Below are 12,674 nucleotides of genomic sequence, written 5' to 3'. Positions count from 1 at the left end.
TCAGCCTTTGGGTAAATACATGTCGTTTGATCTTTATGCACCACACACTATAAAACAACAAACCCCTATGATGCAGCAGTATCTAAAAATAAAATCAGAGCATCGCGATATTTTATTGTTTTATCGTATGGGCGATTTTTACGAACTCTTTTTTGATGACGCTAAACGCGCCGCTCAATTACTCGATATTTCGCAAACACATCGCGGTAAAGCCGGTGGCGATCCTATCCCTATGGCGGGCGTACCTTATCATGCAGTAGAAAACTACCTAGCACGCTTAGTTCAAATGGGTGAATCAGTGGCTATTTGTGAACAAGTTGGTGACCCTGCAACCAGTAAAGGTCCTGTCGATCGTAAAGTTGTTCGTATAGTTACACCTGGTACAATTTCTGACGAAGCGCTTTTACAAGAACGACAAGACAACCTCCTTACCAGCGTTTGGCAAAGTAAAAAAGGTCTGTACGGTATCGCGTACCTTGATATTAACTCTGGTCGCTTTAACGTTGTAGAGGTTAACACCGACGAAGCCTTTAGCTCAACTATTCAGCGCTTAGCTCCTGCAGAACTTCTGTATAGCGAAAGCTTTGAAAACTTTCATTTAATTGAGCATATAAAAGGTGCCCGCCGCCGCCCAGAGTGGGAGTTCGACTTAGATACGGCTCAGCACTTATTATGCGATCAGTTTGGTACTAAAGATTTAGTTGGTTTTGGTGTTGATAAAGCCCACAGCGCGCTTGTTGCTGCCGGTTGTTTAATGCAATACGTAAAAGATACACAACGTATTGCACTGCCACATATTCGTGCAATTACGCTTGAGCACAACGAACACGCTGTTATTTTAGATGCCGCAACCCGTAAAAATTTAGAACTTACCGTTAATTTATCAGGTGGGTTTGAAAATACACTTGCCCAGGTACTTGATAAAACAGCAACACCTATGGGCTCTCGTTTACTTAAGCGCCGTATTCATACACCTGTACGTAATAAAGACGAGCTAAATTCACGCTTAAATGCAATTAGCGCTATTTTAGATGTACAACTGTGCGGTGAATTACACGAATCATTAAAAGAGATTGGTGATGTAGAGCGAGTTATTGCACGCTTAGCTTTATGTACTGCTCGCCCGCGCGATTTAACTCGCCTTCGCAGCGCATTACAAGCACTTGCGCCACTACATACTTTGTTAGGTGATGCTAACGACCCTCGTATAGCGGGTATTATCAAGCACTCGCCTGAGCTCCCTGATTTACAAGAGTTATTAGAACGTGCAGTGATAGAAAATCCACCTGTACTTATCCGTGATGGTGGCGTTATTGCCCCTGGTTACAACAGCGAGCTTGATGAGTGGCGTAACTTAAGTAAAGGTGCAACCGACGTACTTGATCAACTAGAGTTGCGTGAACGCGAACGCACAGGGATAAGTACGCTTAAAATTGGTTATAACCGCGTACATGGCTTTTTTATTGAAGTAAGCCGCGCCAATGCTCACTTAGTGCCAGCCGACTACATTCGTCGCCAAACGCTTAAAAATAACGAACGTTACATTATTCCAGAGCTTAAAGAGCACGAGGATAAAGTACTCGGTAGCCAATCAAAAGCTCTCGCGCTTGAAAAACAACTATACGAAGAGCTATTTAGATTTATTGCTCCACATATTGAACAGCTGCAAATGATGGCAGCAGCACTGGCCGATTTAGACGTACTAAATAACTTGGCCGAACGTGCACTTTCACTCAATTATGCAAAACCAGAATTGTGCGATAACGACAATATAAGCATTAAACAAGGTCGTCACCCTGTTGTTGAACAAGTAATGAAAGAACCGTTTATTGCTAACCCTGTTGAATTAAACAGCCAACGTAAAATGTTGATTATTACGGGTCCAAACATGGGCGGTAAATCAACCTATATGCGCCAAACAGCACTTATTGTACTAATGGCTCACATTGGCAGTTATGTACCTGCAGACAGCGCTAAAATTGGCAATATCGATCGCATATTTACACGTATTGGTGCAAGCGATGATTTAGCATCAGGTCGCTCAACCTTCATGGTAGAAATGACCGAAACAGCAACTATTTTAAATAATGCCACGGCGCAGTCTTTAGTGTTAATGGATGAAATTGGTCGCGGTACAAGTACCTACGATGGGCTCTCGCTTGCGTATGCAACAGCCGATCATTTAGCGTCAAAAATATCAGCTAAAACATTATTTGCTACGCACTACTTTGAGTTAACAGAACTTGCTGAACAAACAACAGGCCTTGTAAACGTGCACCTCGATGCAATAGAACATAACGATACAATCGCCTTTATGCATACAGTACTTGATGGCGCAGCAAGTAAGAGCTTTGGCTTACAGGTAGCTGCTCTTGCGGGTGTGCCAAAAGCTGTTATTGCACAAGCAAAGCAAAAACTTAAGTTACTTGAAAATCATCAAAGCGTTACTGCACCAAATACTGAGCAACAAGCATTTACTTTTAATAATGAAGCTGCACAAAGTACACCTTCAGAAGTAGAAGAACAATTAAGCGCAATTGACCCTGATAATTTATCGCCACGCCAAGCGCACGATTTATTATATAAACTAAAAGCATTGTTGTAATTTATATCATGTAATTTACAAGCATAAAAAAAGCCGAAGAATAAATTCTTCGGCTTTTTAACACACATAGTCTCTTAAACTATTTAACCAGTTACGAAAACTGATTAAACAAGCTATCTGTACTTAAACCTTCTTGTTGCAAAATGTCTTTTAAACGACGTAATGCTTCTACCTGAATTTGTCTTACACGCTCACGTGTTAAGCCTATTTCACGACCTACATCTTCAAGTGTAGATGGCTCGTAGCCAAGTAATCCAAATCGACGAGCTAACACTTCGCGTTGTTTAGGGTTCAATTCACCTAACCAATCTACGATGTGTTTATTAATATCATTATTTTGTACTTCGCCTTCAGGGCCTGCACTTTTTTCATCTGGGATGATATCAAGCAGTACACTGTCGTTTTCACCACCAATCGGCATATCAACCGATGCTATTCTTTCGTTTAAACGTAGCATTTTAGTTACGTCTTCAACGGGTCTGTCTAGGCAAGCTGCAATTTCGTCAGCTGTTGGTTCATGGTCAAGTTTTTGAGTTAATTCACGCGCTGTACGTAAGTAAACATTAAGCTCTTTAACAACATGTATTGGTAGGCGGATGGTGCGAGTTTGATTCATAATGGCACGTTCAATTGTTTGACGTATCCACCATGTAGCGTAAGTAGAAAATCTAAAGCCACGTTCAGGGTCAAATTTTTCAACGGCGCGAATTAAGCCTAAGTTACCTTCTTCAATTAAATCGAGTAGAGCAAGGCCACGGTTATTGTAACGGCGTGCTATTTTAACAACTAAACGTAAGTTGCTTTCAATCATACGTTTGCGTGAGGCTTCACAACCTCGAAGTGATTTGCGAGAAAAAAACACTTCTTCTTCTGCGCTAAGCAAAGGAGAAAAACCAATTTCGCCTAAATAAAGTTGGGTGGCATCAAGATTTTTAGTTACTTCTTCTTTTGCAAAGATTTCATCGTCTTCTACTTTATCTAGTAAAGTTGTGCTTTCATCAGCAGCGATGTCATCAAATTTTTCGTCAGTCGTAGTGTGTTTGTCAAGTTTTGCTGCGCTAGCCATAAGCCTTCTCCCGAGCAATTATCAATACCTGAAAATTAGGGTAGGTATTTAGCAGGATTGACAGCTTGCCCTCGGTAGCGAATTTCAAAACGAAGCGCGGTGACCGGAGATTCTGAATTACCAATTTCTGCTATTTTTTGTCCTGCCTTAACCTTCTGCTTTTCTTTAACAAGTAATTTCGAGTTATGTGCATAAGCACTTAGGTAATCATCATTATGTTTCAATATGATTAAACTACCATAACCTCGTAGAGCGTTACCCGCGTATACCACTGTTCCTTGTGCCGCAGCTAAGACTGAAGCCCCTTTGCGATTAGTAATCTGTAAACCTTTATAACCGTTTTCCTTATTAGAAAAGCGTTTGGTAATTTTGCCCTTTGCAGGCCAAAACCACTTAACTTTACTGCTCGACAAACGTTTAGTATTACTAACTTTGTTACTGGCTTGTTTCTGAACATACTCTCGTTGTTTTGGAGGATCAAGCTCTTTCTTTAATATTATGTTATTTTTTTGTGTGTTTTTTATAGACTTTTTACTCAAATTCGTATATTTTTCATCCCTTTTTGTTTTTTCGGGCTTGGGGGTTAAGGAGATGTTTTGCCCAGGGAAAATTGTGTAAGGTGATGGAATTGAATTGTTTTTTGCAAGTAATCTAAAATCTTTACCGGCGCTAAAGGCTATCGAATAGAGCGTATCACCTTTTTGCACCTTATAAATATCGCCATTTATGTTAATGGTATGACCTAAATCATTAACATTATTATTTAGGCTGCTAACAGGCGCTGGAATATGGCGAGAAGAGCAACCAGAGAGAAAAACACCAACAAATATAATCACATACAGTAAAAACTGTTTATTCATTGTATTTTTCTCCCAAATTAGACAATTGATATTTTTAACGCTTAACGCAATAAAAAGTACGCTAGCGCAATTAATACCACTAATCCCCAACCAAGTATTTCAATATATTGACGTAATTTTGCTTCCATTTTAGCCCCGCCCCACTTCATTAAGGCTGAAACTAAAAAGAATCGCGCACCACGTCCAATCGCCGATGCGAGTAAAAATGGTAAAAATGCCATTTGTAAAACACCTGCGCCAATGGTAAATACTTTATATGGTATAGGCGAAAAACCAGCTAAAAACACAACCCAAACACCGTAATCTTTAAACCAATTTAATGCGATATCAAACTTTTCTTGCCAGTGCATTTGTGCAATCAATGGCTCAACAACGGGTTCAAATAGCCAAAAACCAAGCAAATAACCAACTACTCCACCAACAACCGATGCTATTGTGGCAAAGCTTGCAAAACGCCATGCTTTTTTGGGTTGCGCAAGCGACATAGGTGCAAGCATTACATCGGGCGGTATTGGAAAAAAAACTGACTCTGCAAAGCTCATTGCAGCTAAATAACGTTCCGCATGGCGGTGCTTTGCCCACACTAGGGCCATATCGTATAACTTGGTAAACAACTTCAAAATGAATTCCTATTCAATATCGCCAGGTACTAACGGCACAAATCTAACGGGAGCAATAACATGCTCTTTATAATTATCGCCTTCGCGGATAACCATTACTAATTTTTGATCGCTCTCACCAATGGGCGCTAATAACACGCCTCCATCGGCTAACTGAGCAAGTAAGTCTTGCGGAACTTTAGAGGCCGCAGCAGTCACTATAATACCATCAAAAGGTGCTTGTGATTGCCAGCCTTGCCAACCATCACCATGCTTCATGGTTACATTATATAAATCGAGTTGCTGCAATCGACGCTTTGCCTGCCACTGAAGCGTTTTAATACGCTCTACCGAATAAACCTTTGTAAACGTTTTGGCTAATATTGCAGTTTGATATCCAGAGCCAGTACCAATTTCCAGCACTTTATTGCGCACACCAGCTAAGCGAAGTAGCTCTGTCATGCGCGCTACTATATAAGGCTGGGAAATAGTTTGCCCTTGCCCAATAGGTAGCGCCGTATTTTCATAAGCTTTGTGTTTTAGCACATCGTCTACGAATATATGTCGCGGAATATCAGCAATAGCACTCAGTACTTGTGTATCTTCAACGCCTTCGCGCTTTAGTAAGTCAGATAGCGCTTTTGCACTGCGGGTATAATTAGCGAGCACGATTAATCTCCAAATCGGCTAACCAGTCTCCTACTGCTTTTAGGCTGTCTTTGGCTGTCATATCAACACTTAATGGCGTAACAGAGGCATAACCGTTATTGATTGCGTAAAAGTCGGTACCCTCACCTGCATCACTTTCGGTGCCAAGCGATCCATACCAATAAATATCACGGCCCCAGGGATCCGTTTGTTTCGTCATGGTTTCTGCTTTATGACGAGCACCTAAACGAGTTACTTGCACCCCTTTTAATTCACTTAGTGGAATATCTGGCACATTTATATTTATTATTTGATCTTTTGGAAGCGGATGCGAAGCCAAACCTTTAATAATATTTACGGTAACAGCAGCGGCTGTTTCAAAATGCTCACCTTTATGTGAGCAAAGCGATACTGCAATTGCAGGTAAGCCCAAATGGCGACCTTCAGTTGCAGCTGCAACGGTGCCAGAATAAAGTGTATCGTCGCCTAAATTAGCACCATGGTTAATGCCAGCAACAACAAGGTCTGGTTTTTCATTAGCTAACTGATTGACACCTAAATGCACACAATCAGTAGGTGTGCCATTTACCGACATAAAACCATTCTCGAGTGTAGTCGCTCGTAGCGGGTTCATTAGTGTTAAAGAATTACTTGCGCCACTACAGTTGCGATCAGGTGCAACAAGGGTTACCTCTGCAATTTGTATAAGCGCCTGATATAAAACCGCAATGCCTTTAGCATTTACGCCATCATCGTTACTTAGCAGTATCTTCATTTATGTCATTATCCTTTTCTTTGCGCTCTCGAGGGCTAGCATCTTTATAGTCCACCAGCTCACGTAATAATGCAGTTGCAAAACACCCTTTTGGCAAACCAAAACTCAGTTTTAAACTGGTTTCATCTATGGTCTCAACCGTTAAGTTTTGCGGAATTAAACGCAGCATCCTGCGCTCATTTTTAAGGCCTAGCTCACCTAAGCCATCGCACCATGTTTGGAAAGGTTCAAGCCATATTTTTTCTTGTTCGGTTAAACCTTTTTCGCTTTTGCCCACCATAGGTGCCGACATCATAATATCGCCAGTGGCTAATCGCTCTATGTTTTCGTCGTTAATTGCATCTTCAAAAAATGCATTACTGCCGCTGAGCATAAATACTTCACGGTGCATTGTTTTAGCTAAACCATGCTCTTTAACGCGTAAATTTACTATTTGATTAAATACATGAGAACGCGCTGCTGAAATAATAATACCGCGCAGTTTTTTATCGCGAATGCGCTCCCCAGCAAACATTTTTTCAGCCATTACTAAGTTATGACCGCCATGCCCAAAGCGCTGTTCACCAAAGTAATTAGGCACACCTGCGCGTACAGCATTAATACGGCATAGAATATCAAGGGGCTTGGTTACATTACGAAGCGTAATAGTAAATCTATTACCTTTGTGGCAACCCGTACGTAATTTACGGTCGTGGCGCTGTTGCGACACAATAAAAATACTCTCGCTATTTAAATCGCTAAAATCGATAGGCTTTTTAATCGGTACTTTTACACTAAACCACTGTGAGCACACTCCGTGGCGATCTTTCATGCCGGCGTAACTTACGTCTCGCGGTGAAACACCCGCACGCTGTGCAATTAGCTTTGCAACGTATTGCGTATTTTCGCCTTTTTTAACCACCTGCAAACACACGTGTTCGCCACTGCCGGTAAATTCTATACCTAGGTCTTCATCAACCATAAAGTCTTCAGCAGTGGTTTTAAAATCAGCTTTAGAAAGCGGTGCACCGTATAAATAATTTAAATCGCTCATGCGTTTTTTGTACTCGCAAGCTCTTTACTCATAATAACCACCGCATGGCTCGAAATACCTTCCCTGCGCCCTTCAAAGCCTAGCTTTTCGGTAGTAGTGGCTTTAACGTTAATTTGGCTAAGGTCACAATTTAAATCGCTGGCTAAATTAGCACGCATAGCTTGAATGTGTGGCAGCATTTTTGGCGCCTGTGCAACAATAGTCACATCGCCATTGCCAATTACATAACCTTGCTCTTTAGCTAAGCTCACCACATGGCGAAGTAAAATACGGCTGTCGATATTTTCATACTCGCTAGCCGTATCTGGAAAGTGCTTACCAATATCACCCATTGCAAGCGAGCCTAAAATAGCATCACATAATGCATGAATAGCGACATCGCCATCTGAGTGCGCTAAAAAGCCTTGTGGATAATCAATTTTTTCACCACAAATAGTTAACGGGCCTTCGCCGCCAAATTTATGTACGTCAAAACCATGGCCAATTCGTATCATAATGCACTCTCGTTTTGTTGTTTATGTAATAAAAACCCAGCCAAGTCTAAATCCTCTGGCGTGGTTATTTTAATATTATCGCTGCGACCTGCTACAAGCTTTACTGGCTTACCCGCCCACTCAATTGCACTGGCTTCATCGGTAATAGTAGCCCCGTTTGCTAATGCGTTTTGCAATGCATTTTTAAGCTCGTCATATTTAAAAAACTGCGGGGTAAGTGCTTGCCATAAATCGTCTCGTGGCACAGTTTGTAGGGCATGAGTGTGGCCGCGTTTTATGGTGTCTTTTACTTTGCTAGCTAAAATACCGCCTTCATCAGCGCGTATACATTCATCAATTAAACGTTCTATATCACTGATATTAACTAGCGGACGCGCAGCATCATGTACAAGCACCCATGCTGGAGGATTGGGCGCTAAAAAAAGTAAGCTATTGAGTACTGAATCTGCACGCTCTTTACCGCCACTGGCGCGAACAATGCGCTTATCAAGTGTTGGGAGTTCGTCAAAATAGGGGTCGCTGTCGCTAAGGGCAACAACAATAGTGCGTAATTGAGATAATTGAGAAAGTTTAGCTAAGGTGTGTTCTAAAATGGTTTTACCGGCTAATTGTATATATTGCTTAGGCGCATTGTGCTGCATTCTACTGCCAACGCCCGCAGCAGGTACAATTGCTGCAATAGTCTGTTTATTTGTCATATTGTTTACCCGGTAAAACACGAATAAATGTTTCGTCCGGTTTAATCATTCCTAATTCGTTGCGTGCACGCTCTTCAATGCCTTCTTGGCCAAGCTTTAAATCTTCAATATCTGCTTTAAGTACTTTATTACGTTTAATGAGCTTTTCGTTGGTTTCTTGATGCGACGCTACAGCACCTTTTAGCCGTGTGTAGTCTTGTAAACCATTATGACCAAACCATAATCTGTATTGTACAAACAGTGCTAAGCACAGTAAGCCAACTTGAAAAATACGCATTTAACACTCCTTATTTTAAATTCCAAATACCTTAACTTTAATACGCTAAGGGGCGCTTTAAATTGCGCCAATTAATACTACCCGCTAAAAGCATTTCGCGTAGTGATAAAACCCGTGGCATACAACGCTTCGAAAATTGCCACTGATGCCCGCAACATGCAGCGGTTAAACTCACTTTACTTGGCTTTATTAACTGAGCATTTTGCCGCTCTAGCCCATTTCCTAAAAAATCAAACCAACCAAGCTCGTTACAATGCAGCTTATTTTCGCCTAACTGATCGATACTGTCTATTCTAAGACGCACCTGATCGTAGCCATGTAATATAACGGGCACTATAAGCCCCACTTTGGCATACGTTTGATAAAAAAGTTCATTAGCTTGAACATTCACATCGGGTGGGGTCGGTTTTTGCTTTTCAAGCCACGTACCATTTTGCGCGTCCAGCGTAAAAGGCGTGTCACCATTGGCAACTAACGTTGCAGCTCGCTCAATATAATAAGGTAGGCTTTTTAACTGACGGCGCAGTTTATCGGCATTAGGCTCTGCAACTAATCGCTGAACCTCACGCTGATAAAACGCATTACACAATTGTGCATACAACACTTTTTGTGCATCAGTTTGCCAAATTTCTACTTGCTGCTGAGCACCAAGTGACTGATTTTTAGCGACCAATAGCTGTACTCAAAAATATTCAGGTAAATGTTTTATAACACAACAACGAACATTTTTTAAGCACCGCGTATTAATTTAAGCGCTAGGTTTTTCACCTAACTTGGCATTACCCGACTCTAAAAATTGCACAACCGTATTTCGTTTTTTACCAATTAACAAACTACCATCAGCTAAAAACATAAAGTTTTGCCAATTGCGTTTAAATACATCAAAGGTTGTTTCAATAATATTATCGCGTGCCATACAAAAATAAACAGTGGTGTTAGCTTCCCAATCTAAAAACGTTAAGATTGCTTCTGGTGGTTGCGCATCACCATTTTCCCACGCATCTTGCCAATCTACTTCTTGGCTAAAGCTTTTTTCTTGGCCACACCAATCGGTGTCTTCAAAAAAATCTGGGTGATCAAACTCACGGCTTACCATGGTTGTCCAAAGTACGGCTGCGCGCTCATCTCCCATAGGCTTTATTTTTACTGCGTCTTCATCTGATACAGGTAAGTCTTTATGACGAAAAACCCATGCTTTTTTGTAATCATCTAGCGAAATATAGTTCATAGTATTGGCAAATTAGTTAACATTAAAAGTGCAAAGCCAAATTATACAAGAGATCAAAACATGACTACAGCAATAAAACCACTTTCACTCAAACCAGGCATATACCAACACTACAAAGGGCCGCAATACAAAGTTGTTCATGTTGCCACCCATAGCGAAACCGAGGAGCAGCTTGTGATTTATCAAGCACTCTATGGTGAATTTGGTATGTGGGCGCGCCCACTTAGTATGTTTTTAGAAACTGTTGAAAAAGAAGGTGAGGTCATACAGCGTTTTGCCTACCTTGGACCTGCCGTTTAACTATGGCATTATAACAAAATAACTTACTCCTCAGACCAGACAAGGGTACACCGTGCAATTTAATTCAACTGACAATTACATAGCGAGTAGCGCGCTTAAACAAGCTGTAAATGCTGCCATTATGCTTGAAAAACCACTTTTAATTAAAGGCGAACCTGGCACAGGTAAAACTATGCTGGCTGAGGAGTTAGCTAAAAGCCTAGATACCACGCTTATTCAGTGGCACATAAAATCGACTACTAAAGCGCAGCAAGGTTTATACGAGTACGACGCGGTTTCGCGCCTGCGCGACAGTCAATTAGGTGACGAGCGTGTACACAATATTGGCAACTACATCGTTAAAGGTAAGCTTTGGCAAGCGTTTACATATGCAGAGCTTAACGGCAAACGCCCAGTGCTTTTAATTGATGAAATAGACAAAGCCGACATAGAGTTCCCAAACGACTTACTACTTGAGCTCGATAAAATGGAGTTTCATGTTTACGAAACTAATGAACGCATTGTCGCAAAAGAGCGCCCTATTGTGATCATCACATCAAATAATGAAAAAGAATTGCCGGACGCCTTTTTACGCCGCTGCTTTTTTCATTATATTGATTTTCCTAGCAGCGACGAAATGCAGCAAATTATTGACGTGCACTACCCTAACGTTAAACAGGATTTAGTACGCCAAGCACTTGAGGTGTTTTTTAACTTGCGCGAAGCCAACGGCCTTAAAAAGAAGCCATCCACGAGCGAATTACTCGACTGGCTAAAGCTTTTAATGGCTGAAGACATAGACGCTAAAACACTGCACGACAAAGCTAAAAAAGGCGGTTTAATGCCAATGTTTGGCGCATTACTTAAAAATGAGCAAGACATAAGCCTAATTGAAAAACTCGCCTTTATGAGCCGCCGTTAAGATGTTGATTGCGTTTTTCTTCAAACTGCGTGAATACCGCTTACCGGTAAGCCTGCGCGAGCTACTCGATTTAATAAACGCCTTAAAAAAAGGCGTTATATTTGCCGACGTAGACGCCTTTTACCATTTAGCACGCACCATAATGGTAAAAGACGAAACGCACTTTGATCGCTTCGACAAAGCCTTTAGCGACTACTTTAGCGGTATTGCCGACCTTGATTTGCTCGAGAGTTTAAAGCAACAGCACAACTTACCTGAAGATTGGCTACGTAAAGAGTTTGAAAAAAACCTAAGCGATGAAGAAAAAGCTCAACTTAAAGCCATGGGCGGGCTCGATGAGCTTATGAAAACCCTAAAAGAGCGTTTAGAAGAGCAACAAAAACGCCACGCTGGCGGCAATAAATGGGTAGGTACTGGCGGCACATCACCTTTTGGTGCATACGGCTATAACCCAGAAGGCGTGCGTATAGGGCAAGACGGCAACCGTAACCGCCAAGCAGTAAAAGTGTGGGATAAACGAGAATACAAAAACCTCGACACCGACAGAGAAATTGGCTCGCGCACAATTAAACTCGCCCTTAAAAAACTACGTAAATTTGCCCGCACTGGCGCAAGCGACACGCTTGATTTAAACGAGACTATTCGCGCTACTGCAAAACAAGGCGGCATGCTGGACGTAAAAATGGCACCCGAGCGCCACAATGCAGTAAAAGTACTCATGCTGTTTGATATTGGCGGCTCAATGGATGACTACATTCATACCTGCGAAGAGCTATTTAGCGCCGCCCACAGCGAATTTAAACATTTAGAGTTTTACTACTTTCATAACTGTTTATACGAGCACGTATGGCAAGACAACGCGCGCCGCCATTCAAACGTGATTGACACCATGACGCTGATTAATAAATTTACCAGCGACTATAAAGTAATATTTGTGGGCGATGCCACTATGGGCCCTTACGAAATAGCTTATGCGGGCGGCTCGGTAGAACACTACAACGAAGAGCCCGGCAGTGCTTGGCTTGCACGCATTACCAATCACTTCGATAAGGTAGCTTGGCTCAACCCACAACCGGTTGAACACTGGCCGTACTATCAATCAATTGGCTTTATAAAAGAGTTAATGAACAACCGCATGTATGCGCTGAGCTTAGATGGAATAAGTAGAGCGATAAAAGAGCTGAGTTAAA

The 12,674-nt window shown here is 41.6% G+C and carries 15 protein-coding genes; 4 read left to right on the top strand and 11 right to left on the bottom strand.

Annotated elements, in window-relative coordinates; genetic code table 11:
• Positions 1 to 19: 19 nt before the first annotated feature.
• Complete coding sequence (mutS, locus tag CXF64_RS18355; RefSeq protein WP_101217725.1) at positions 20 to 2,605, top strand: DNA mismatch repair protein MutS; 2,586 nt, start codon at positions 20 to 22, stop codon at positions 2,603 to 2,605.
• A 91-nt stretch (positions 2,606 to 2,696) separates the two neighbouring features.
• Here the strand turns inward: mutS and rpoS are convergent, their stop codons facing one another.
• The 11 genes from rpoS to CXF64_RS18300 form a co-directional block, all read right to left on the bottom strand.
• The gene (gene rpoS / locus CXF64_RS18350; RefSeq protein ID WP_007584786.1) at positions 2,697 to 3,671 is read right to left on the bottom strand and encodes an RNA polymerase sigma factor RpoS; all 975 of its coding nucleotides are present in this window, start codon (positions 3,669 to 3,671) and stop codon (positions 2,697 to 2,699) included.
• A gap of 35 nt (positions 3,672 to 3,706) precedes the next feature.
• The gene (locus CXF64_RS18345) at positions 3,707 to 4,531 is read right to left on the bottom strand and encodes a peptidoglycan DD-metalloendopeptidase family protein (RefSeq protein ID WP_101217724.1); all 825 of its coding nucleotides are present in this window, start codon (positions 4,529 to 4,531) and stop codon (positions 3,707 to 3,709) included.
• Positions 4,532 to 4,572: 41 nt separating this feature from the next.
• Positions 4,573 to 5,151 (bottom strand): YqaA family protein, encoded by a 579-nt coding sequence (locus CXF64_RS18340; RefSeq protein ID WP_007584782.1) that lies wholly within the window; start codon positions 5,149 to 5,151, stop codon positions 4,573 to 4,575.
• A gap of 9 nt (positions 5,152 to 5,160) precedes the next feature.
• A complete protein-coding gene (locus CXF64_RS18335; RefSeq protein ID WP_007584780.1) occupies positions 5,161 to 5,799 on the bottom strand; it encodes a protein-L-isoaspartate(D-aspartate) O-methyltransferase in 639 nt (212 codons plus the stop codon).
• Positions 5,789 to 6,553: a 5'/3'-nucleotidase SurE gene (gene surE, locus CXF64_RS18330; RefSeq protein WP_101217723.1), complete on the bottom strand. Its 765-nt coding sequence runs from the start codon at positions 6,551 to 6,553 to the stop codon at positions 5,789 to 5,791. Before surE ends, CXF64_RS18335 begins: the two co-directional genes overlap by 11 nt.
• Positions 6,534 to 7,586, bottom strand: coding sequence for a tRNA pseudouridine(13) synthase TruD (truD, locus tag CXF64_RS18325; RefSeq protein ID WP_101217722.1), 1,053 nt, complete (start codon positions 7,584 to 7,586; stop codon positions 6,534 to 6,536). Before truD ends, surE begins: the two co-directional genes overlap by 20 nt.
• Positions 7,583 to 8,080 (bottom strand): 2-C-methyl-D-erythritol 2,4-cyclodiphosphate synthase, encoded by a 498-nt coding sequence (gene ispF / locus CXF64_RS18320; protein WP_010554441.1) that lies wholly within the window; start codon positions 8,078 to 8,080, stop codon positions 7,583 to 7,585. Before ispF ends, truD begins: the two co-directional genes overlap by 4 nt.
• The gene (gene ispD / locus CXF64_RS18315; protein ID WP_101217721.1) at positions 8,077 to 8,778 is read right to left on the bottom strand and encodes a 2-C-methyl-D-erythritol 4-phosphate cytidylyltransferase; all 702 of its coding nucleotides are present in this window, start codon (positions 8,776 to 8,778) and stop codon (positions 8,077 to 8,079) included. Before ispD ends, ispF begins: the two co-directional genes overlap by 4 nt.
• Positions 8,768 to 9,055 carry a cell division protein FtsB gene (gene ftsB, locus CXF64_RS18310; protein ID WP_007584772.1) on the bottom strand — a complete coding sequence of 96 codons (288 nt, stop codon included), beginning with the start codon at positions 9,053 to 9,055 and terminating at the stop codon, positions 8,768 to 8,770. Before ftsB ends, ispD begins: the two co-directional genes overlap by 11 nt.
• 37 nt (positions 9,056 to 9,092) lie before the next feature.
• Positions 9,093 to 9,728: a hypothetical protein gene (locus CXF64_RS18305; RefSeq protein WP_101217720.1), complete on the bottom strand. Its 636-nt coding sequence runs from the start codon at positions 9,726 to 9,728 to the stop codon at positions 9,093 to 9,095.
• A gap of 75 nt (positions 9,729 to 9,803) precedes the next feature.
• Complete coding sequence (locus CXF64_RS18300) at positions 9,804 to 10,283, bottom strand: DUF2947 domain-containing protein (RefSeq protein ID WP_101217719.1); 480 nt, start codon at positions 10,281 to 10,283, stop codon at positions 9,804 to 9,806.
• Positions 10,284 to 10,343: 60 nt separating this feature from the next.
• Here CXF64_RS18300 and CXF64_RS18295 point away from each other — a divergent pair, with 60 nt between their 5' ends.
• From CXF64_RS18295 to CXF64_RS18285, 3 genes are read left to right on the top strand one after another with little or no spacing between them, the layout of a single operon-like run.
• Positions 10,344 to 10,583, top strand: a complete 240-nt coding sequence (locus CXF64_RS18295; protein WP_024594065.1) for a DUF1653 domain-containing protein — start codon at positions 10,344 to 10,346, stop codon at positions 10,581 to 10,583.
• A gap of 52 nt (positions 10,584 to 10,635) precedes the next feature.
• A complete protein-coding gene (locus CXF64_RS18290; RefSeq protein ID WP_010554437.1) occupies positions 10,636 to 11,484 on the top strand; it encodes an AAA family ATPase in 849 nt (282 codons plus the stop codon).
• 1 nt (position 11,485) lies between these two features.
• Positions 11,486 to 12,673 (top strand): vWA domain-containing protein, encoded by a 1,188-nt coding sequence (locus CXF64_RS18285; protein WP_101217718.1) that lies wholly within the window; start codon positions 11,486 to 11,488, stop codon positions 12,671 to 12,673.
• The last annotated feature ends 1 nt before the right edge of the window (position 12,674 follow it).

It is taken from the genome of Pseudoalteromonas sp. GutCa3 (genome assembly GCF_002836155.1).
In the GTDB taxonomy this organism is placed as follows: Bacteria; Pseudomonadota; Gammaproteobacteria; order Enterobacterales; family Alteromonadaceae; genus Pseudoalteromonas; species Pseudoalteromonas arctica.
The sequence above is the reverse complement of the archived record's forward strand: the minus strand, read 5'-3'. Positions and strand labels throughout refer to the sequence as shown.

Bases quoted from the DNA above. Each gene is read 5' to 3' on its own strand.
- mutS (WP_101217725.1), top strand. From the start codon at position 20: ATGTCGTTTGATCTTTATGCACCACACACTATAAAACAACAAACCCCT.
- rpoS (WP_007584786.1), bottom strand. From the start codon at position 3,671: ATGGCTAGCGCAGCAAAACTTGACAAACACACTACGACTGACGAAAAA.
- CXF64_RS18345 (WP_101217724.1), bottom strand. From the start codon at position 4,531: ATGAATAAACAGTTTTTACTGTATGTGATTATATTTGTTGGTGTTTTT.
- surE (WP_101217723.1), bottom strand. From the start codon at position 6,553: ATGAAGATACTGCTAAGTAACGATGATGGCGTAAATGCTAAAGGCATT.
- truD (WP_101217722.1), bottom strand. From the start codon at position 7,586: ATGAGCGATTTAAATTATTTATACGGTGCACCGCTTTCTAAAGCTGAT.
- ispF (WP_010554441.1), bottom strand. From the start codon at position 8,080: ATGATACGAATTGGCCATGGTTTTGACGTACATAAATTTGGCGGCGAA.
- ispD (WP_101217721.1), bottom strand. From the start codon at position 8,778: ATGACAAATAAACAGACTATTGCAGCAATTGTACCTGCTGCGGGCGTT.
- ftsB (WP_007584772.1), bottom strand. From the start codon at position 9,055: ATGCGTATTTTTCAAGTTGGCTTACTGTGCTTAGCACTGTTTGTACAA.
- CXF64_RS18300 (WP_101217719.1), bottom strand. From the start codon at position 10,283: ATGAACTATATTTCGCTAGATGATTACAAAAAAGCATGGGTTTTTCGT.
- CXF64_RS18295 (WP_024594065.1), top strand. From the start codon at position 10,344: ATGACTACAGCAATAAAACCACTTTCACTCAAACCAGGCATATACCAA.
- CXF64_RS18285 (WP_101217718.1), top strand. From the start codon at position 11,486: ATGTTGATTGCGTTTTTCTTCAAACTGCGTGAATACCGCTTACCGGTA.